We start from the raw sequence: 19266 nt of genomic DNA, 5'->3' as shown, positions 1-19266 counted from the left end.
CCGCGAGTCACGGTTGCTGCAGCAACCGGCCGATCGTCATCGCCTGTTCCGCGCCGGTCTTCGGCACGATCTCGCCCGCCCGGTCGGTGATCCGATCCCAGTGCGCGGCGACGCCCTCCGGCGACAGATCGTCGCCCGTCAGCAGCGCGCCCGGCGTCAGCGTGACGTAGCTCGCCTGGAACGCCCCGGCACCGGCGCCCAGGATGACGTTGGTGGGGGCGTCCTCGCTGACCAGGAACAATGCGCCCGGCGCGACCTTTTCGGGCGCGAAGGCATCGAAGGCCTCCTTCGGAAACAGGTCCTCGGTCATCCGGGTCCCGGCAGTCGGCGCGATCGTATTGACGCGGATGTCGTTCTTGGCGCCTTCGAGGCTGAGCGTCTTGGTCAGGCCGGCGAGCCCCAGCTTGGCGGCGCCGTAATTGGCCTGGCCGAAATTGCCGAACAGCCCGGTCGACGACGACGTCATCAGCACGCGGCCGTAATTCTGTTCCCGGAACGTGTCCCAGCAAGCCTTGGTCGCGAAGGCCGAGCCGATCAGGTGAACCCGGACCACGAATTCGAAATCGGCGGGATCCATCTTCGCGAAGGTCTTGTCGCGCAACACGCCCGCGTTGTTGATCAGGATGTGAACGCCGCCCCAGGCGTCCTTCGCGCGGGCGACCATGTCGACCATCTGGTCGTAGTCCGCGACGTTGCCGCCATTGGCCATGGCTTCGCCGCCCGCCGACCGGATCTCGTCGACCACCGCAAGCGCCGCGTCGGAATGGCCGGTGCCGTCGCGCGTCCCGCCGAGGTCGTTGACGACGACCTTGGCGCCGCGCCGCGCCAGTTCGAGCGCATAGCCGCGGCCCAGGCCGCCCCCGGCTCCGGTGACGATGGCGACGCGGCCGTCGAAGCGGATCGGACTGGGCATGAAAAAGGCGCTCCTTCCAGACTGGATGAAGCGCCTTTTCATACCGAAGGTTCGAACGGGCGCAATGCCCGTTTGACCCGCCTCAGCCTTGCTTAGCGGCGGGCGTGACGCTTGGCCTTGTGCATCGTCTTGTGGCCACCCTCGACCTGGCGGCAGCTGTCATACTGCCCCTTCTTGCAGATCGGATATTCGGCCTGCGGCGCCGGGGCCGGATAGGCCTGGTCCGGGGTCGGTGCCGGGCGGAAGACGGGGGGAACGTTCGATCCGGGCGTGCCGCCGCTCAGCGCGGGGCCGGTCGGCTGATAGCCGCCCGCCGGGGTCGGGGTCGAACCGGTCGTCATCGGCGCCTGGGCGTCCGTCTGGCCGGCGGGAGCCGACATGTCGCTGGCGGGAGCCGGCGCCGTCTGGCCCGCGGGCATTGTCGACTGGTCGGCCGCCGGCGGGGTCATCGTCTGGTCGGCGGTTCCGGCCGGGGCGGTCTGCGTCCCGGTGGTCGTCATCGGCGAATTGGTGCCCATCGAGCCCGAGGTCTGGGCCATGACGGGGGCGGCAACGAGGGCCGTTGCGGCCAGCAGAATGAGCTTCATTGCGAATCTCCCTAATCTGTTGCGCAAGATTGCGTAAGCGCCCCCGCCCAACGCCCGATGTGCCACTTGGGTCCTTTGTTTCGCTCCCGGTTCTACCGATGCGATCTCATGCGCCCGAGTCGAGCGAATAGCCCGCCGAGCGGACGGTGCGGATCAGGTCGGGGCGATTGCCGATGTTGATCGCCTTGCGCAGCCGGCGGATATGCACGTCGACGGTGCGGCTTTCGATGTCGCTGTCATGACCCCAGACGGCATCGAGCAGCCGCTCGCGACTGAACACCCAGCCAGGATGTTCGAGGAAGTGCTTGAGCAGGCGGAATTCGGTCGGGCCGAGCGGGACGACCTCTCCGCCGCGGCGTACCTTGTGCCCGACCGTGTCCATCTCGATGTCGTCATACGTCAGCTGCTCGCCCGCCAGCGCGGGTCGGACGCGGCGCAGCACCGCGCTGACGCGCGCGACGAGCTCGCGCGGCGAAAAGGGCTTGGTCACGTAATCGTCGGCGCCGGTTTCCAGGCCGCGGATGCGATCCTCCTCCTCGCCACGCGCGGTGAGCATGATGATCGGCACGTTCGCCGTATCCGGCATGCGGCGCAGACGACGGCACACCTCGATGCCCGACAGCCCTTCGACCATCCAGTCGAGCAGCACGATGTCGGGTGCCTTTTCCTTGGCGAGCAGCAGCGCCTCCTCGCCGTCGGGTGTGTGCGCGACGTCGAAATCCTCGCGCCGGAAGTGAAACACCAACAGTTCGGCGAGGGCGGCGTCGTCCTCCACCAGCAGCATGCGTGCGCGGGCCATCAGCGTTGCTCCTCTGCGGATTGGGAAAGGGTGCCGCCCCGGTGATGGTCGGCCATCTGCGAGCCGGAAGCGGCGAAATAGACCATCTCTGCGACGTTGGTCGCATGGTCGCCGATCCGTTCCAGGTTCTTGGCGACGAAGAGCAGGTGCGCGACCTGGCTGATCGTGCGCGGATTCTCGACCATGTAGGTGACCAGCGTGCGGAAGATGCTGTCGTAGAAATCGTCGAGCGCCTTGTCGCTTTCGACGACGCGCACCGCCGCATCGGGGTCGCGCGCCGCGAAGGCGTCGAGCGCCTGCCGGACCATGCCGCTCGCCATCGCCGCCATCGACGGCAGGATCGAGATCGGCTCGATGCGATGGCCGCCACCTTCTGCGCCCTCGATCATCGGGACGCGACGCGCGATGTTCTTCGCATAATCGCCGATCCGCTCGACGACGGACGCGATCTTCATCGCCGCGACCACCTCGCGCAGGTCCACCGCCATGGGGGCGCGCAGCGCGATGATCCGCACCGCCAGCCGCTCCACCTCGCGCTCGATCGCGTCGATCGCCTTGTCGTCGGCGTCGACCTTCCGCGCCAGGACGGGATCCGGGCGCTGCAGGGCGAGGATCGCCTGCGCGATCGCGTCCTCGGCCAGTCCGCCCATCTGCGAGATCAGGCCGCGCAGCTGCCCGATATCGGCGTCGAACGCCTTGACGGTGTGATCAACCATAACGCCCCGTGATATAGTCGCGGGTGCGTTCCTCCCGCGGGTTGGTGAAGATGTCGCTGGTTGGCGCGAACTCGACCAGCTGGCCCAGGTGGAAGAAGGCCGTCTGTTGCGAGACGCGTGCCGCCTGCTGCATGTTGTGCGTGACGATGACGATCGCGTAGCGGCCCTTGAGCTCGTGGATCAGCTCCTCGATCTTCGCGGTCGCGATGGGATCGAGCGCGCTGCACGGCTCGTCCATCAGGATCACCTCCGGATCGACCGCGATCGCGCGGGCGATGCACAGGCGCTGCTGCTGGCCGCCCGACAGCGCGGTGCCGCTGTCGTCCAGCCGGTCCTTGACCTCGTCCCACAGGCCGGCGCGCCGCAGCGACCGTTCGACCATCTCGTCAAGATCGGCGCGCGCCGCGGCGAGCCCGTGGATCCGCGGTCCATAGGCGACATTCTCGTAGATCGACTTGGGAAAGGGATTGGGCTTCTGGAACACCATGCCGACGCGGGCGCGCAGCTGTACCACGTCCATGTCCGGCGCGTAGATATCCTCGCCGTCGAGCAGGATCTGCCCGTCGACCCGGGCGCTGGCGACCGTGTCGTTCATCCGGTTGAGCGTGCGCAGGAACGTCGACTTGCCGCAGCCCGACGGGCCGATGAAGGCGACGACATTGTCCTGCGCGACGTCGATCGAGACATGGTCGATCGCGCGCGTGTCGCCGTAGAAGACGCTGACGTCGCGCGCCTGAATCTTGGGGGGAAAGGTCACCAGCGTGTCTCGAAGCGGTTGCGGAGGTAGATGGCGAGGCCGTTCATCGCGAGCAGGAAGACGAGCAGGACGATGATCGCCGCGCTGGTCTTTTCGACGAAGCCGCGGTCGACCTGATCGGACCATAGGAAGATTTGGACCGGGAGCACGGTGGCGGGGTCCGCGAGCCGGGATGGGGGCGCCGCGATGAAGGCGCGCATGCCGATCATGAGCAGCGGCGCGGTCTCGCCCAGCGCGCGTGCCATGCCGATGATCGTGCCGGTGAGGATGCCGGGCAGCGCGAGCGGCAGGACATGGTCGAACACCACCTGGACCGGCGAGGCGCCGACCGCGAGCGCAGCATCCCGGATCGATGGCGGCACGGCCTTGATCGCATTGCGCCCCGCGATGACGATCACGGGCATGGTCATCAGCGCCAGCGTCAGTCCGCCGACGATCGGTGCGGACCGGGGCAGGTGCATCGTGTTGAGGAACACGGCGAGACCGAGCAGGCCGAAGATGATCGAGGGCACCGCCGCCAGGTTGTTGATCGATACCTCGATGATGTCGGTCCAGCGGTTTCGCGGCGCATATTCCTCGAGGTAGAGCGCGGCGAAGACCCCCACCGGGAAGGCGAGCAGCAGCGTCACCATCATCGTCAGCAACGATCCCTTGAGTGCTCCCCAGATGCCGACGCGGGTCGGATCGGTGGAATCGGAGGAGGTCAGGAAGCCGAGGTTCCAGCCGACGGACAATACGCCACGCGCCTGCAGCCGTGCGACGACCGCCTCCGCGGCGGCCGGTCCGTCGCGACGCGCCGCGATATCGATCGCGCTGGTGACCGGGACGTCGATCGTCGCGGGCCGGCGCAGCAGGCTTGGATCGCGTTTCACCGCGTCGCGCACTACCAGCCAGGCGCCATCGGAAAGCCAGTCCGGTGCTTCCGCGCCATAGGCGGCGGTGGCCGCGTGATCGACCGCATTCTCGAGCCCCGCGCCCGCCAGGGCGAGATCGGCGCCGCGGCCGCGTACCTGGTCGCCCGTGACGGGCAGGTGCTCGCGCGCCAGATCGATCGGCAAGGCGATGCGCGTCTGCCGGAAGCCCCCGATCCCCTGCGTCAGCATCGACGCCAGGAGCAGCGCGAGGAAACCCGCCGACAGCCAGACCGCGGCGAGCCCGATGAGGCGGAAACGGCGTTCCGCCGCGTAGCGGCGCCGGGTGCGGCGCTGTACCGCCGCCGCCTTCCAGTCCGTCGGTCGCCGTTCGGACGGCGGCCGCCCGACGGTATCGGTGTCGGGCCCGTTATTCATAGGATTCCCGGTATCGCTTGACGACGACGAGCGCGACCACGTTGAGCGCCAGCGTCACCGCGAACAGGGTGAGGCCGAGGGCGAAGGCGGCCAGCGTCTTGGCGCTGGTGAATTCCGCTTCGCCGGTCAGCAGGTCGACGATCTGCTTGGTGACCGTCGTCGTGCTCGCGAAGGGATTGAGGGTCAGCGTCGCCACGCCGCTTGCGGCCATGACGACGATCATCGTCTCGCCGATCGCGCGGCTGACGGCGAGCAGGATACCGCCGACGACACCGGGCAGGGCGGCCGGCAGCATGACCTTGCGGATCGTTTCGGACGTCGTCGCGCCCATCGCCAGGCTGCCGTCGCGCATCGCGGCGGGGACGGCGGCGATCGAATCGTCGGCCATCGACGAGACGAACGGGATGATCATGATGCCCATCACCAGTCCGGCGGCCAGCGCGCTTTCGGACGACGCCCAGCGGATGCCGATCGCGACGCCCAGCTCGCGTACGGCAGGGGCGACGGTCAGGGCGGCGAAATAGCCGTAGACGACGGTCGGAACGCCCGCGAGCATCTCCAGCGTCGGCTTCATCCAGCGGCGGGTCACCGGGCGCGCATATTGGGTCAGATAGATGGCGCTCATCAGCCCGAGCGGGACTGCCACCGCCATCGCGATGACCGCGCCGATGAAGAACGTGCCCCAGAACAGCGGCAAGGCACCGAGGCTGGCGCCCGGGTCCCGGGAGTCGACGACCTGCGGGCTCCAGTGCGTGCCGAACAGGAACTCGCCCGCCGGCACCAGGCGGAAGAAACGCACCGATTCGTAGATCAGCGACGCGACGATCCCAACCGTCGTCAGGATCGCGATCAGCGACGCGACGAGCAGCATCAGCATCACCCCGCGCTCGACCTGCGTCCGCGCGGCGAAATCGGGCCGGACGCGGGTGAAGGCCAGCGCGCCGCCCGCGAAGGCGAGCAACAGCGCGGCCGCCGTCGCGATTGTGTCGTATCGATGCTGGGCGCGGGCATAGGCGGGCGCCAGTTTCTCCGCCAGGTCGTGGAACGCGCCCTGGCTGCGACCGGCGCCGAGCTCGCGGGCTTCCGACAGGATCGACGCGCGTTCGAACCCCGGTGGCGGCAGCATCGCCGCGGCGGGCGTCGCGAGTACGGCATCCGTGACGAGCGCCGGCGCGGTCGCGGACCAGACGGCAAGAAAGATCAGCGGCGGCGCCAGCGTACAGATGCCGACGAACCAGCCGTGATGCGCGGGGAGCGCGCTGAAGCGGGCGACGCGCGGCCGCCGGAACGTCGCCGCCCGCATCCGCGCGACGAGCCAGCCGATCAGCGCGAGGCCGGCGACGGTGAACAGGAGGCCCAGCGCGCTCAATGCGCGAGCTCCGCCGGGTCGAGCGGCGTTTCGTGCGCGACGATGGCGGCGGCCCGCGCGCGCACCGCCGGGGACGCGGCGATCAGACCACGCCGCACCAGCGGCCCGTCCGGGCCCCATGCGCGGGCGTAGAGGCCCAGGAATGTCCGGAGCCCGGGCACCGCGCGCAGATGCGCCTTCTTGACGTAGAGGAAGAGCGGGCGCGACCCGGGATAGCGGCCGTCAGCGATCGTCGCATAGGTCGGCGCCACGCCGTTGATCGCGACGCCGCGGACCGTCGCGGCGTTTTCGTCGAGATAGCTATACCCGAACACGCCGATCGAGCCGGGATTGGCGGCGAGCTTCTGGACGATCAGATTGTCGTTCTCGCCCGCATCGATGTAGGCGCCGTCTTCCCGGATGCGCGTGCACACGGCCTTGTGCGTGTCGGGCGCGGCAACGGCGAGCGCGCGCGCGGACGGATCGACCGCCTCGCAGCCGCGCGTCAGGATCAGTTCCGCCAGCGCGTCGCGCGTCCCGCTCGTCGCCGGGGGGCCATAGACCTGGATGGGAATCGCGGGCAGCGCGGGGTTCACGTCACGCCAGGTCCGCGCGGTGTTGCTCCTGCCCTCCGGCGTCGCGGCAAGCGCGCGGTACAGGTCCGCCTCGGTCAGGGCCATGCCCGGTCCGCTCAGCGCCTCGGCGAAGGCGACGCCGTCGATGCCGATCGGCACTTCGACGATGTCGGCGACGCCGTTGCGCCGGCATTCGGCATATTCGCTCCGCTTCATGCGGCGGGACGCATCGGCGATATCGGGATGCGCGGCGCCCAGCCCCGCGCAGAACAGCTTGAGCCCCGCGCCGGTGCCGGTCGATTCGATGACCGGCGCGCGGGCGTCGGGATCGTTGGCGACGAACTGTTCGGCGACGATGGTCGTGAAGGGATAGACGGTGGACGAGCCGACGACGCGGATCTGGTCGCGCGAGCCGCCGCCGCCGCCCTTCGCCTGGTCCTGACAGCCCGCGAGGCAAAGCCCGAGAGCGAGTATCGCGATACGCATGATTCCCCCGCCCCGCGAGGCGACTCGGTGCCGTCCTCGGCAGCCCTGTGTGACGGTTGCGTTACCCTTTGATGACAGTGGCTTCGGCAGTCACCGTCGGCCGGTCTTGTTCCGCGGGGGGAAAGGCGACGGAGACGGTCGTGCCGACGCCGACCTTGCTGGCGATATCAAGCCGGCCGCGATGCCGTTCGACGACATGCTTGACGATCGCCAGGCCCAGGCCCGTGCCGCCGACGCTGCGGCTGCGTCCGGCGTCGACGCGATAGAAGCGTTCGGTCAGGCGGGGAATATGCTGGGCCGGAATGCCTTCGCCCTCGTCGGTGACGGTGAAGCGGACCATGCCCGACCCGTCGCGGCCGACCGTGGCAGTCACCGGCGAACCGGGCCGGCCATATTTCATCGCGTTGCCGACGAGATTGTGGATCAGCTGCGACAGCTGCACCTCGTCGCCGACGACGGCGGGGAGGTCGTCCTCGAACCCGATGGTCACGTCCGCCACGCGGTCGCCGCCGCCGGCGGCGAGTTCGGCATAGACGTCCTCCAGCAATTCGCCGATGTCGACGCGTTCCGCGGGCAGGCGGTATTTCTCGCCTTCGATCCGCGACAGCGAAATCAGATCCTCGATCAGCCGCTGCATCCGCTGCGCCTCGTCGAACATCACCTTCAGGAACCGTGCGCGCAGGGCGGGGTCGTCGCCCGCACCGTCGGTGAGCGTCTCGACGAAGCCGAGGATCGACGCGAGCGGCGTGCGCAGCTCGTGGCTGGCGTTGGCGACGAAGTCGACCCGCATCTTCTCGGCCGCGTGCCGCCCGCTCTGGTCGACGAGATGGACGATGCGCGCGCCGTCGCTGGTTTCCCCGATCCGCATCTCCCAGCGTTGATCGGGCGCTCCCAGACCGACCAGCTCGACGGGACGCCCGGGAAGCGGCGCCTCGCCCGCGAGACGGTCGGCCGCGGCGGGATGGCGGATCGCCACGCGCACGTCCTCGCCGACGATATGCCTGCCGAGCAGCGCGCGCGCCGCCGCATTGGCGCAGGTGACCCGTTTCCCGCGCACGAGCAGGACGGGTTCGGCGATACCGTCCAGCACCTCGTCGAGGATCTGGCCCACGTCTGGACCGGCAGGTCCGCTGGCGGCGGGCGCCGGGCCGCGAATGCCCATGGCCGCCAGTCCTGCGGCCACCGCGCCGACGAGCGTCACCACGACCGCATCCAGCGTGCCGCCAAGCGCGCGCACGGAAGCGGCGGCGAGGAGGGCGATCACGAGCGCGCCGCTGAGGCGCCGGGCGAATCTGGGCGGCATGACGCATCGCTAGCCCATTTCACGGCGAATCGCATCGTCGCGCGTCCCGGAACGATACGGCGGCTGGCGGTGGCGGCGACGCCGACCGCAGGGGGCAGCTTGCCAGTGATCGGCGAATGTGAAAGGCACGGCGGACAGGACGAGCATGATGAGCGACGAGACGCCCCCTCGAGACGGAACGCCGTCATCGCCCGACAAGGGCGCAGCGACCCGACGGCGCGTGCTGGCGCTGGGCGCGGTGTCCGCCGGTGCCGTCGTGTCGATCCGCCCCGCGCTCGCGCAGACGGCGGGGTCCGTCCTGAACTGCGAGATACCCGTCCCCGACATCACCCGCTCGGGGCAATATATCGATGCGAGCGGCAACGTCGTCGCGCCGGGGACGAAGGGGGCCTTCCCGCCGCCGGGCCGGCCGTTCAAGGGAGAAGACGTCAAGCGCGCGCTCGCCGGCGCCCAGCTTCCCGGCACGACGCCTGACAGCAATCGTGCCTATGTCGCCTATATCCGCCGGCTGCAGCGCGGGCAGGGGGGCTTCACCTGCTTCGCCTCGCTGCAGATGCCGCGCGGCTGACGCGCTTGCGCTTTCGCGCGGCGTCACCGGCGGCGCTGGTGTCCGAGCCGCTCGACGCGTTCACCGCCGTCTTCCATCGGCCGTCCGGCATCACCCACCTGCTCGTCAGCCCAGCTCATGAAATCCTGGCGGCCATGGGCGAGGACGCGCTGACCGTCGCCGCCTTGCACGCCCGGCTGGCGGCAAGCTTCGATCTCGACGCGGAACCCGGCGCGCTGGCGGCCCGGCTCGACGAACTCGTCGAGGCCGGATTGGTCGAAATACTGTGAGGCACGCCCTGTCGCTGCGTATCGGTCCGTTCGGCTTTCGGATCGGGTCCGACTGGCGCGCGCCCATCGAGACCCTGGCGGACCTGTACGCCGATTATCCGCGGCCCGAGCTTCCGGACTATACCGTGCGGCTCGAAGCCCTGCGTCCCTGGCGTCGGTGGATCCGTCCGGCGATGGCCGTTTCCGGCGACTATATGCTGCCGGATGCCGCGCCGCTGCCGCTGGCGCAGGCGCTGCTAGCTGCCGAAATGGGGATGAACCTGCAACTGGCGCTCGGTGCCCGTCGCTTCCTGCTGCTGCACGCCAGCGCGGTCGAGCGCGACGGCCGGGCGCTGCTGATGAGCGGCGAGTCCGGCGCCGGCAAGTCGACGCTGGCGACGCTGCTGGCGGCACGCGGCTGGCGGTTCATGGGGGACGAATTCGCGCTGATCGAGCCCGAGACGGGTCTGGCCTGGCCGTTGCCGCGTCTCATCAGCCTCAAGAACGACGGCGTCTCGGCGGCGGCGCGCGTCTGGCCGGGGGCGCGCTTCGGGCCGCTGCTCCACGACACGCCGAAAGGCACGATCCGCCATCTCGTCCCCGACGCGACCGCGATCGCCGCGATGGACGAGCCCGTGCAGCCCGCGGTGCTGCTGTTTCCGCGATTCGGTGCCGCGGCGGCGGTGCGCGCCGTGCCCCCTGGCGAGGCGTTCGTCCGGTTGACGCAGGCCTCGACCAATTACGTCGCTTTGGGAGAGGCAGGGTTCGCCGCGCTGACCGCGCTGATCCGCGGCGTTCCCGCCTATGCGGTCGACTATCCCGACGGCGAGACCGCGATCGCGCAGGTGGAGGCGTTATGGCCGGAGCCGTGACGCTGGCCCGCGCGCTCCGCGATCCGACCGCGCTGCGGCTGGACACCGACTGGACGGGGCTGATCACGGCGGCGCGCGCCGAACAGCTCGTCGGATCGCTCGCCTGGCGACTGCACGGCCTGCCGGTGCCCGAGCCCGTCGCGATCCTGCTCGCCGAAGCGCGCGACGGCGCCGAGGCGGCGCGGCGGACTGCGCTGTGGGAGGCGGAGATGGCGCGCCGCGCGCTGGCGCCGCTCGGGCTGCCGGTCGTGCTGCTGAAGGGGACGGCCTATGTCGCGGCGGGTCTCGCCGCGGGGCAAGGGCGCCATATCGGTGACCTCGATGTGCTCGTGCCGCGCGACGGACTCGATGCCGTCGAGCAGGCGCTGATCGCCGCCGGATGGGAATGGGTGAAGCCGGACCCGTATGACGACGCCTATTACCGGCGCTGGATGCACGAGCTGCCGCCGCTGATCCACCGCGAGCGCGACCGGATGATCGACGTGCATCACACCATCCTGCCGCTGACGGCGCGCCGCAGGCCCGATCCGGACGCGCTGATCGCGGCGGCGCGCCCGCTGGGCAACGGTCTTGCCGTGCTGTCGCCGTCCGACATGATCTGCCATGCCGCCGCGCATCTGTTCGCCGATGGCGATCTGGCCGGAGGCTTGCGCAATCTGTGGGACATCCATTGCCTCGTCGAGGAATTCGGCGTCGACGGCCTGGAGGCGCGGGCGCGGCATCATGGCCTCGGCGACCCGGTGCGGCGCGCCTGCCGCCACGCGCGGGCGCTCTTCGGCACGGCGATGCCGCAAGGCTGGGGAAAGGACGATGCGCTCGATCGTCTGATCCGGCGGCGCCTGCTGGCACGCGACGGCTGGGGACGGCCGACCCGCCCGGTCACGCGGTTCGCGTTCTACGTCCGCTCGCACGCGCTGCGCATGCCGCCCGCGATGCTGGTGCGGCATCTCTGGATCAAGGCGCGCCGGCGGCCCGCATCTTCCTGATGGATGTGCCGGCGATGCACGCCCTCGCGTGCGATCCAGCAAAGCCGGATCGGCGCGGTACCGGCCCCGCTTCCACGCACCTGCATCGAAATCTAGGATGCGCCATGCCGACTCGTTTTTCCGCCGCCATGGGGCTCGCGCCGTTGATGCTCGCCGGCTGTTCCCCTCCGGATACGAAGCAGGCGACCGCCGAGGTCGCGCGGTTCCATGCCGCCTATAACGCGGGGCGGTTCGACATGCTCGTCGGCATGACCACACCCATGTTCCGCGCCGTGAGCGGGCCGGAGAAATTCGGCGCGATGATGGGTAAGGTGCGTCGCAAGCTGGGGCGGGAAATCGGCACGGAGACGGTGAACTGGTCGGTCAATATCGGCACCGGCGGCGCCACGACCGTGCTGCAGGAGATGACGACGTACGAACACGGCAGAGCCCGGGAAACCTTCACCTTCGGCGAGCTGGGCGGCCGGCCCGCGTTGAACGGTTACAACATCAATTCGCCCGATCTGCTGTAGGTCTGCCGGCTTTCAGCATGCGGACCAGCGCGGCTGGATACAGGCGGGCACCGCTGCCACGGAAGCGGATCGGCCCTAGCCGCGCTCCGATGCCAGTCGCTGCAGCGTCGGAACCAGCGCGTCATAGCCATCGATCACCGCGTCCGCGCCGAGCTCCTCGACCGGCTGCATCAGGAACCCGAACGAACAGGCGATCGCCGGCAGCCCCGCCGCCTGCGCGGCCCGGACGTCGAAGATCGAGTCGCCGACGAACGCCGCGCGACCGCCACCGCAGCGGCGCAGCATCTCGTCGATCGGCGCGGGCGAGGGCTTGGCGTTGCCCGGCCCCATCGTGTCGCCGCCGATGAGCGTCGCGAATCGGTCGATCAGGCCGAGCTCGGTCAGCACGGTGCGCGCCAGTCCTTCGAGCTTGTTGGTCACCACCGCGAGCCGCACGCCCCTGGCCGCCAGCGCATCCAGTGCGCTCAGGCAATCGGGATAGGGGCGCGTGTGGACCGCGATATGGGCGGCGTAATAGTCGAGCAGCCGCCGATGCAGCACGTCCAGCGTCGCGTCGTCGCATCCGCCCGTCGCGGCCATGCCCTGCGCGAGCATGTGACGCGCGCCGCCGCCGATCATCGGCTTCACCTGTTCGACCGTCAGCGGCGCCCGTCCGATGGAGCCGAGCGCATGGTTCACCGCCGCGGCGAGGTCGCCACTGGTGTCGAGCAGCGTGCCGTCGAGATCGAAGCCGACGATGGCGAAGGGAAATCGGGTATCGGTCATGCTTAAGCCGCGTGACGCGCGCGGCTGGAAATGACAAGCCCGCCATGGCAGAGACGCGCGCCATGAGCACGCCACTAGCCGTCATCATCCTTGCCGCGGGCAAGGGGACCCGGATGAAATCCGATCTGCACAAGGTCCTGCACCCGGTCGCCGGGCGGCCGATGCTGCTGCACCTGATCGACAGTCTCAATCGGGCGGGCGCCACGCGCCGCGTGGTCGTGGTCGGCGCATCGGGTGAACAGGTCGAGGCGGCGGTGGCTGCGACCGGTGTCGAGATCGCCTGGCAGCATGAGCAGCTCGGCACCGCGCATGCCGCGCTGCAGGCGAAGCAGGCGCTGGCGGATTTCGACGGCATCGCGATCGTGTGCTTCGGCGATACGCCCCTGCTGGCGACCGAGACGGTTGCGCGCCTCGCGGCGCGGCTGGAGGCGGCGGACGCGCCGACCGTGGCGGTGCTCGGTTTCCGGCCCGCCGACGCGAAGGCCTATGGACGGATCATTGCCGACGCGGACGGCACGATCGCCAAGATGGTGGAATACAAGGACGCAACCGAGGCGGAGCGTGCGGTCGACCTGTGCAATTCCGGCGTCACCGCGGTGCGCACCGGCGATCTCTGGCGCCTGCTGGACGCGGTCGGCAACGACAATGCGGCGGGGGAATATTATCTGCCCGACATCGTCACGCTGACCATCGCCGAGGGCGGGCGGGCCGTGTGCATCGAGACGGGAGAGGACGAGGTCGCCGGGATCAACAGCCGGGCGGAACTGGCGGATGTCGAGGCCGGCTGGCAGGCGCAGCGCCGCGCGCGCGCCATGGCGGAGGGCGCGACGCTGATCGCGCCGGCAACGGTGTGGTTCAGCCACGACACGGTGATCGGGCGGGACGTCGTGGTCGGGCCCAATGTCGTTTTCGCGCCCGGCGTGACGATCGCGGACGGGGCGACGATCCATGCCTTCAGCCATGTCGAGGGCGCGACCGTCGGCGAGGGGGCGGAGATCGGCCCCTATGCGCGACTGCGTCCGGGCGCGGTCGTGGGGCGCAAGGCGAAGGTCGGCAATTTCGTCGAGATCAAGAAGGCGACGCTGGGAGAAGGCGCGAAGGCCAATCACCTGAGCTATATCGGCGATGCGGAGATCGGCGCCGGTGCCAATATCGGCGCGGGCACGATCACCTGCAACTATGACGGCTTCTTCAAGTACAAGACGCAGATCGGGGCGGGCGCCTTCATCGGGTCCAACTCCGCGCTGGTCGCTCCGGTCAGCATCGGCGCGGGCGCCATCGTCGGCGCGGGCGCGGTCGTGACCCGCGACGTCGAGGCCGATGCGCTCGCGCTCGTCCGGCCCGAACAGCGCAGCAAGCCCGGCTGGGCCGCCCGTTTCCGCGCGCAGATGACGGCGCGCAAGGCCGGCAAGTGAAGCCGCGCGCGATCTCTCGCTGATATGGCGGGCGTCACTGCCGACGCATGGTCGCGTGATCGCCGTCGTTCCGACGGGGGCGCCGCCCGGCCTGGCGGGTCGCGCGGCCCCTTGCCAGCCAAATTTACGTCCTACCTTTGCAACTTCAGGGATTTCCCGGCAGGCAGGGCCGGGGCCCGTGCGTCCTACCTTATCTGAAAGCAGGTTCTTCCATGTGTGGTATCGTTGGAATCGTCGGTAACGAAGACGTCGCGGATCGCCTGCTCGACGGGCTGAAGCGGCTCGAATATCGCGGCTACGACTCGGCGGGCATCGCCACGGACGTGGATGGCGCGATCGAACGGCGGCGCGCGTCGGGCAAGCTCGTCAATCTCGCCAAGGAACTCGCCGCGCATCCGCTCGCCGGCACGACCGGCATCGCGCACACCCGCTGGGCGACGCATGGCGGCCCGACCACCAACAACGCGCATCCGCATGTGACCGAGGAGGTCGCGGTCGTCCACAACGGCATCATCGAGAATTTCAAGGCGCTCCGCGACGAGCTGATCGCGCGCGGCCGCGTGTTCACCAGCGAGACGGATACCGAGGTCGTCGCGCATCTGGTCAGCGAGAAGGTCGAGTCGGGCCTCGATCCCGTCGCCGCGGTCCGCGACGTGCTGCCGCGCCTGCATGGCGCCTTCGCGCTGGCCATCCTGTTCCGCAAGCATCCCGACATGCTGATCGGCGCGCGGCTCGGCTCGCCGCTCGTCGTCGGCTATGGCGACGGCGAAACCTATCTCGGCTCCGACGCCCTCGCCCTCGCGCCCCTGACGCAGCGGATCGCCTATCTCGACGAAGGCGACTGGGTGGTCTGCACCAACGATGGCGCACAGGTCTACGATCGCGACAACAATCCGGTCGAGCGTCCCATCACCATCTCCGGCGTGACGGGCGAGCTGATCTCCAAGGGCAACCACCGCCACTACATGCTCAAGGAGATCTACGAGCAGCCGATCGTCGTCGCGCAGACGCTGCGGTCCTACCTCCAGCGGATGGAGGAGCGGGTCACGCTGCCGATCCCGGATTTCGACCTTTCGGCGGTGAAGCGCGTCACCATCGTCGCGTGCGGCACCAGCTTCTACGCCGGCATGGTCGCGAAATACTGGTTCGAGCAGTTCGCGCGCGTGCCCGTCGACCTCGATGTCGCGTCCGAGTTCCGCTACCGCGCGCCGGTGATGGAGCAGGGAGGGCTGATGATCGTCATCAGCCAGTCGGGCGAGACCGCGGATACGCTCGCCGCGCTGCGTCACGCCAAGAGCGAGGGGCAGAAGATCGCCGCGGTCGTCAACGTGCCGACCAGCTCGATGGCGCGCGAGGCCGACCTGCTCCTTCCGACGCATGCGGGACCCGAGATCGGCGTCGCCAGCACCAAGGCGTTCACCTGCCAGCTCGCGGTACTCGCCGCGCTTGCCGCCAATCTGGCGCAGGCTAAGGGGCAGCTGAAGCCGGGCGAGGAGAAGCTGATCGTCCGCCACCTGGGCGAGGCGCCGGCCTCCCTCAACGCTGCGCTCGCCTATGACGAATCGATCCAGGACATGGCCGGCGTCGTCGCTTCGGCGCGGGACGTCCTGTATCTCGGCCGCGGCACGGATTATCCGCTCGCCCTCGAGGGTGCGCTGAAGCTCAAGGAGATCAGCTACATCCATGCCGAAGGCTATGCGGCGGGCGAAATGAAGCACGGTCCGATCGCGCTGATCGACGAGAATGTGCCGGTGATCGTCATCGCCCCCTCCGGTCCGCTGTTCGAAAAGACCGTCAGCAACATGCAGGAAGTCCAGGCGCGCGGGGGCAAGGTCATCCTGATCAGCGATTATGACGGCATCCAGGCCGCCGGCGAAGGTTGCGTCGCGACGATCACCATGCCCAAGGTGCATCCGCTGATCGCGCCGCTGGTCTATGCGGTGCCGGTGCAGCTGCTCGCCTATCATGTCGCCGTCGCCAAGGGGACGGACGTCGACCAGCCGCGCAACCTTGCAAAGTCCGTGACGGTGGAGTGACCCTCCGCGACGTCGCACAGTTTGCCGAGTCGTCGGCGACCGCCTGACGCGGCGACGGCGGAGGGCGTTCGGCGCTTCCGGATCTGACAGCATGATCCGGCGGCGTCGGCGCCGACCATGACCGCCTTGCTTTCGGCGCCGTGGTCCGCGCGCGGGAAATGCCAGAACATTTCGCACGCCTGCCGGTATCCGAAACCCTTCAGGGAATTTGCCTGTCCTCTCTCCGGTGGCGATGGCCAGGAAGCGGATGCGCGTTCAGGCGACGGGTCGGCGGAGCTGGCGTGCCCGCGCGCGGTGCGGACCATTCGTGCAGCTTTAATCGCGCAGTCATCAGGTATCGACCCCTCGACGTCGCGCCAGTTCGACGGACAGGCATGGGTCCGTGGGCAGTCCGCAGATGCAGACCTAGCCCATGTGCTTGAGCGGTAACCGCAATATGCGGTCGGAAGCGGCGAGGTACAGGGCGCCACCGTGCTCGCCAAAGGCGCAATTGGCGATAGGCGCGCCGATTGAAATCAGACCGAGCGGTTCCGCGTCGGGCGATAGAAACATCATTCCGCCCGGTACGGAGCAGACCAGCGCCCCGTCCCGCGCGACCTTCATGCCGTCCGGCAGGCCGGGTGCCTCCGGGCCCTGCATCGGTCTGGCATCGAGCAGCACGCGCGACCGGGACGGGCGCCCCCGTTCGTCGAGATCGTAGACGAGGATTCGCGGCGCCGTTTCGTCCGACACCGAGACGTAGAGCCGGTGTTCGTCCGGCGACAGCGCGATACCGTTGGGCCGCGTCAGGCTGTCGTCGATCAGCGTCACCGTGCCGTCGGCGCCGCGCCGGTAGACGCCGTTGACAGACATCTCCCTCGCCGCCGACCTGTCAGGATCCTGCAATCCGTAAGGCGGGTCGGTGAAGTAGATCGTGCCGTCCCGGGCGACGTGGAGGTCGTTCGGGCTGTTGAAGCGCTTGCCCTCGAACCGGTCGACCAGCACTTCGCGCGTCATCGTCCCGAGATCGAGCCGGTCGATCGAGCGGCCGCCGCTGTTCGCGATCAGGAGCCTGCCGCGGCGATCGATCGCCAGGCCGTTGGCGCCGGGCTCGCGGGTAATGGTGGGGTCGGGGTTCGCGAGGCCCGACGGAGTGAGGAAGGGCGTCGCCCGACCGCCTGGCCGCCAGCGCCGCACCACGTTCGCCGGTGGGTCGGAGAACAGCAGGTAACTGCCGGCATCGACCCAGACGGGTCCCTCCGCCCAGCGGATTCCCGTCGCGACGACCTCGATCCTGGCATCCGGCGACACGAAACGGTCGAAGTGGGGCGCGAGCCGGCGGATGCGCGGGGCGAAAGCCGCCGCGCTCGCACCCGGCGCCGCGGCCATGGCCAGTGCTGCCCCCAGCACCAACCGCCGGCTCGGGGCGAAGGTGCCGGTGGTCGCTTGGGACATCATGGCGTCGGCGCGGCGGCTGCGGGGGCGGCGAGCTTGATTCCCAGGAGGACGAGCTTGCCGCCCCGCACGCCGAACCAGTGCGGGACGCCCGCCGGGATCATCACGACATCGCCCTTGCGCAGCGCGCGGGTGGTGCCGTGCTTGATCGCGCTGCCCTCGGTAAGTCCCGGCCGCGTCACGCTGGGATCGGCGAGCTGCCCGCCTGACACCAGCGAACCCTCGCCCGCGACGACGATGGCATATTCCGTCTCGGTGGGGTGGACGGCCGGGCGACCCGGTTTGCGCCAATATTCCAGTGCCGCGACCGATCCGCCGGCCTGTACCAGCGGTCGCCACAGGAAACCTTGGCCCGGCTTCATGTCGCGCTCTATTCCGACGATCGCCGCCTCGACCTCGGCGCTGCTCGCGACGCTCGTCGGATCGGCGCTTTGTGCGCGCGCGGGGAGCCCAACGATCAGGCCGGCGAGCGCCGCCCCGCACAGGGCTATCCCGCGGATCATGCGCGACCGCCCGGTGTCAGGCGGATCGTGCGGCCTTCGCGCGCGGAGCGATAGATGGCCTCGATGATCCGCATGTCGCGCAAGCCCTCCTCGCCCGAGACGATCGGCTCGCGCCCCGTCGCGATACAGTCCGCCAGATGGTCGAGCTGCCCCGCGAACTGCGTCGCGGCGGCGCCCGCCGGCACGACGACCGCCTGTTCCCGGCCGTCCGCGCCCGTCCACATCCTGTTGTCGGAATAGCGCGTCGCCGGCTCCAGCTCGATCCGGCCCTTGTCGCCCATCAGCAGGACATGGTTCTGGTTGGCGCTGTACATCGACTGGCAGCTCGCGACCGCGCCCGACGGGAATTCGAGCGTCCAGTCGATGATGTCCTCGACCTCGGCGAATCGCGGGTCGCGGCGATCGGTGGACTCGCGCGCGGTCACCGCGATCGGCTCCTCGCCGGTCATGTAGCGCGCCGCCTGCAGGCTGTAGATCCCCATGTCCATCAGCGACCCGCCGCCCGACAGCGCTTTCTTCAGTCGCCACTTGCTGGGGTCGCGCTGGACGAAGCCGTGCTCCGAACGGACGTAGCGGATCCGGCCCGCCACGCCGCTGCGCGCCAGTCGCATCGCCTCGAGGTTGGTGGGTTCGAAGTGCACGCGATATCCGATCATCAGCTTGCGGCCTGCGCGCTTGCAGGCCGCGATCATCGCTTCGGCCTCCGCGACCGACGTCGCCATCGGTTTCTCGCACATGACATGCTTGCCGGCGCGCGCCGCGCGGATCGTGTATTCGGCATGCATCGCGTTGGGCAGGCAGACATAGACGATGTCGACGTCGGGATTGTCGCGGATGCGGTCGAAATCGGCATAGGAATAGATCGCGCGTTCGCCGAGGCCATGCTCGGCGGCGACGCGACGGGCCTTGGCGGGATCGCCGCTGACCACGGCGGCGAGGCGACTGTGCCGGCAGTTCCTGAACTCCGGGATGATCCGGTCGAGCCCGTAACTGCCGAGTCCCACGATCGCATAGCCGAGCGGCCGCGAGCGCCCCTGCGCCACCGCCCGGGACGCGGCGGCGAGCGCGGTGGCCCCGATCAGGAAATCGCGTCGCAGCATGTCCATGGCGTGTCCTCAGGGTTGCGGCGGTGGGCCGATGCCGATGTGCTCATC

20 protein-coding genes are annotated in these 19266 nt (G+C 69.4%); 7 read left to right on the top strand and 13 right to left on the bottom strand.

The window, feature by feature from the left end; translation table 11 throughout:
- Window positions 1-7: 7 nt before the first annotated feature.
- The 9 genes from IQ292_RS11985 to IQ292_RS11945 all read right to left on the bottom strand — a co-directional run bounded on the left by IQ292_RS11985 (window position 8) and on the right by IQ292_RS11945 (window position 8773).
- Window positions 8-913: an SDR family NAD(P)-dependent oxidoreductase gene (locus tag IQ292_RS11985; RefSeq protein ID WP_203310554.1), complete on the bottom strand. Its 906-nt coding sequence runs from the start codon at window positions 911-913 to the stop codon at window positions 8-10.
- 92 nt (window positions 914-1005) lie between these two features.
- Complete coding sequence (locus IQ292_RS11980) at window positions 1006-1500, bottom strand: hypothetical protein (protein ID WP_203310553.1); 495 nt, start codon at window positions 1498-1500, stop codon at window positions 1006-1008.
- 106 nt (window positions 1501-1606) lie between these two features.
- Window positions 1607-2299 carry a phosphate regulon transcriptional regulator PhoB gene (gene phoB, locus IQ292_RS11975; protein ID WP_203310552.1) on the bottom strand — a complete coding sequence of 231 codons (693 nt, stop codon included), beginning with the start codon at window positions 2297-2299 and terminating at the stop codon, window positions 1607-1609.
- A complete protein-coding gene (gene phoU, locus IQ292_RS11970; RefSeq protein WP_203310551.1) occupies window positions 2299-3015 on the bottom strand; it encodes a phosphate signaling complex protein PhoU in 717 nt (238 codons plus the stop codon). The genes phoB and phoU overlap by 1 nt, the downstream gene beginning before the upstream one ends.
- On the bottom strand, window positions 3008-3772 hold the full coding sequence (gene pstB, locus IQ292_RS11965; RefSeq protein ID WP_287980228.1) for a phosphate ABC transporter ATP-binding protein PstB: 765 nt from the start codon (window positions 3770-3772) through the stop codon (window positions 3008-3010). Before pstB ends, phoU begins: the two co-directional genes overlap by 8 nt.
- Window positions 3769-5061: a phosphate ABC transporter permease PstA gene (gene pstA, locus IQ292_RS11960; protein WP_203310550.1), complete on the bottom strand. Its 1293-nt coding sequence runs from the start codon at window positions 5059-5061 to the stop codon at window positions 3769-3771. The genes pstB and pstA overlap by 4 nt, the downstream gene beginning before the upstream one ends.
- Window positions 5054-6430, bottom strand: a complete 1377-nt coding sequence (pstC, locus tag IQ292_RS11955; protein WP_203310774.1) for a phosphate ABC transporter permease subunit PstC — start codon at window positions 6428-6430, stop codon at window positions 5054-5056. The genes pstA and pstC overlap by 8 nt, the downstream gene beginning before the upstream one ends.
- Window positions 6427-7470, bottom strand: coding sequence for a substrate-binding domain-containing protein (locus IQ292_RS11950; RefSeq protein WP_203310549.1), 1044 nt, complete (start codon window positions 7468-7470; stop codon window positions 6427-6429). Before IQ292_RS11950 ends, pstC begins: the two co-directional genes overlap by 4 nt.
- A gap of 61 nt (window positions 7471-7531) precedes the next feature.
- Window positions 7532-8773, bottom strand: a complete 1242-nt coding sequence (locus IQ292_RS11945; protein WP_203310548.1) for an ATP-binding protein — start codon at window positions 8771-8773, stop codon at window positions 7532-7534.
- A 148-nt stretch (window positions 8774-8921) separates the two neighbouring features.
- Between IQ292_RS11945 and IQ292_RS11940 the strand changes: the two genes are divergently transcribed.
- The 5 genes from IQ292_RS11940 to IQ292_RS11920 are packed head-to-tail and all read left to right on the top strand — an operon-like array spanning window position 8922 to window position 11959.
- Window positions 8922-9341 (top strand): hypothetical protein, encoded by a 420-nt coding sequence (locus tag IQ292_RS11940; protein WP_203310547.1) that lies wholly within the window; start codon window positions 8922-8924, stop codon window positions 9339-9341.
- A 38-nt stretch (window positions 9342-9379) separates the two neighbouring features.
- A complete protein-coding gene (locus IQ292_RS11935; protein WP_288935350.1) occupies window positions 9380-9610 on the top strand; it encodes an HPr-rel-A system PqqD family peptide chaperone in 231 nt (76 codons plus the stop codon).
- A complete protein-coding gene (locus IQ292_RS11930; protein WP_203310545.1) occupies window positions 9607-10461 on the top strand; it encodes an HprK-related kinase A in 855 nt (284 codons plus the stop codon). Before IQ292_RS11935 ends, IQ292_RS11930 begins: the two co-directional genes overlap by 4 nt.
- The gene (locus IQ292_RS11925) at window positions 10446-11447 is read left to right on the top strand and encodes a nucleotidyltransferase domain-containing protein (RefSeq protein ID WP_203310544.1); all 1002 of its coding nucleotides are present in this window, start codon (window positions 10446-10448) and stop codon (window positions 11445-11447) included. The genes IQ292_RS11930 and IQ292_RS11925 overlap by 16 nt, the downstream gene beginning before the upstream one ends.
- A 14-nt stretch (window positions 11448-11461) precedes the next feature.
- On the top strand, window positions 11462-11959 hold the full coding sequence (locus IQ292_RS11920) for a hypothetical protein (RefSeq protein WP_203310543.1): 498 nt from the start codon (window positions 11462-11464) through the stop codon (window positions 11957-11959).
- A 75-nt stretch (window positions 11960-12034) separates the two neighbouring features.
- Here the strand turns inward: IQ292_RS11920 and IQ292_RS11915 are convergent, their stop codons facing one another.
- The gene (locus IQ292_RS11915) at window positions 12035-12724 is read right to left on the bottom strand and encodes an HAD-IA family hydrolase (protein WP_203310542.1); all 690 of its coding nucleotides are present in this window, start codon (window positions 12722-12724) and stop codon (window positions 12035-12037) included.
- Between the two features lie 62 nt (window positions 12725-12786).
- Here IQ292_RS11915 and glmU point away from each other — a divergent pair, with 62 nt between their 5' ends.
- On the top strand, window positions 12787-14139 hold the full coding sequence (glmU, locus tag IQ292_RS11910) for a bifunctional UDP-N-acetylglucosamine diphosphorylase/glucosamine-1-phosphate N-acetyltransferase GlmU (protein WP_203310541.1): 1353 nt from the start codon (window positions 12787-12789) through the stop codon (window positions 14137-14139).
- Window positions 14140-14351: 212 nt separating this feature from the next.
- Complete coding sequence (glmS, locus tag IQ292_RS11905; RefSeq protein WP_203310540.1) at window positions 14352-16175, top strand: glutamine--fructose-6-phosphate transaminase (isomerizing); 1824 nt, start codon at window positions 14352-14354, stop codon at window positions 16173-16175.
- A gap of 405 nt (window positions 16176-16580) precedes the next feature.
- Here the strand turns inward: glmS and IQ292_RS11900 are convergent, their stop codons facing one another.
- From IQ292_RS11900 to IQ292_RS11890, 3 genes are read right to left on the bottom strand one after another with little or no spacing between them, the layout of a single operon-like run.
- Window positions 16581-17612 carry an SMP-30/gluconolactonase/LRE family protein gene (locus IQ292_RS11900; protein WP_238941040.1) on the bottom strand — a complete coding sequence of 344 codons (1032 nt, stop codon included), beginning with the start codon at window positions 17610-17612 and terminating at the stop codon, window positions 16581-16583.
- The gene (locus IQ292_RS11895; protein ID WP_203310539.1) at window positions 17609-18112 is read right to left on the bottom strand and encodes a cupin domain-containing protein; all 504 of its coding nucleotides are present in this window, start codon (window positions 18110-18112) and stop codon (window positions 17609-17611) included. The genes IQ292_RS11900 and IQ292_RS11895 overlap by 4 nt, the downstream gene beginning before the upstream one ends.
- Window positions 18109-19218, bottom strand: coding sequence for a Gfo/Idh/MocA family protein (locus tag IQ292_RS11890; protein WP_203310538.1), 1110 nt, complete (start codon window positions 19216-19218; stop codon window positions 18109-18111). The genes IQ292_RS11895 and IQ292_RS11890 overlap by 4 nt, the downstream gene beginning before the upstream one ends.
- Between the last annotated feature and the right edge of the window lie 48 nt (window positions 19219-19266).

The sequence above is a fragment of the Sphingomonas beigongshangi genome, from assembly GCF_016820445.1.
Taxonomy (GTDB): Bacteria; Pseudomonadota; Alphaproteobacteria; order Sphingomonadales; family Sphingomonadaceae; genus Sphingomonas; species Sphingomonas beigongshangi.
The sequence above is the reverse complement of the archived record's forward strand: the minus strand, read 5'-3'. Positions and strand labels throughout refer to the sequence as shown.

Coding starts and splice junctions, on each gene's coding strand:
- glmU (WP_203310541.1), top strand. CDS start 12,787: ATGAGCACGCCACTAGCCGTCATCATCCTTGCCGCGGGCAAGGGGACC.
- phoB (WP_203310552.1), bottom strand. CDS start 2,299: ATGGCCCGCGCACGCATGCTGCTGGTGGAGGACGACGCCGCCCTCGCC.
- IQ292_RS11915 (WP_203310542.1), bottom strand. CDS start 12,724: ATGACCGATACCCGATTTCCCTTCGCCATCGTCGGCTTCGATCTCGAC.
- IQ292_RS11980 (WP_203310553.1), bottom strand. CDS start 1,500: ATGAAGCTCATTCTGCTGGCCGCAACGGCCCTCGTTGCCGCCCCCGTC.
- IQ292_RS11940 (WP_203310547.1), top strand. CDS start 8,922: ATGAGCGACGAGACGCCCCCTCGAGACGGAACGCCGTCATCGCCCGAC.
- IQ292_RS11895 (WP_203310539.1), bottom strand. CDS start 18,112: ATGATCCGCGGGATAGCCCTGTGCGGGGCGGCGCTCGCCGGCCTGATC.
- IQ292_RS11890 (WP_203310538.1), bottom strand. CDS start 19,218: ATGGACATGCTGCGACGCGATTTCCTGATCGGGGCCACCGCGCTCGCC.
- glmS (WP_203310540.1), top strand. CDS start 14,352: ATGTGTGGTATCGTTGGAATCGTCGGTAACGAAGACGTCGCGGATCGC.
- IQ292_RS11900 (WP_238941040.1), bottom strand. CDS start 17,612: ATGATGTCCCAAGCGACCACCGGCACCTTCGCCCCGAGCCGGCGGTTG.
- pstA (WP_203310550.1), bottom strand. CDS start 5,061: ATGAATAACGGGCCCGACACCGATACCGTCGGGCGGCCGCCGTCCGAA.
- phoU (WP_203310551.1), bottom strand. CDS start 3,015: ATGGTTGATCACACCGTCAAGGCGTTCGACGCCGATATCGGGCAGCTG.
- IQ292_RS11985 (WP_203310554.1), bottom strand. CDS start 913: ATGCCCAGTCCGATCCGCTTCGACGGCCGCGTCGCCATCGTCACCGGA.
- IQ292_RS11950 (WP_203310549.1), bottom strand. CDS start 7,470: ATGCGTATCGCGATACTCGCTCTCGGGCTTTGCCTCGCGGGCTGTCAG.
- IQ292_RS11945 (WP_203310548.1), bottom strand. CDS start 8,773: ATGCCGCCCAGATTCGCCCGGCGCCTCAGCGGCGCGCTCGTGATCGCC.
- IQ292_RS11920 (WP_203310543.1), top strand. CDS start 11,462: ATGCACGCCCTCGCGTGCGATCCAGCAAAGCCGGATCGGCGCGGTACC.
- IQ292_RS11925 (WP_203310544.1), top strand. CDS start 10,446: ATGGCCGGAGCCGTGACGCTGGCCCGCGCGCTCCGCGATCCGACCGCG.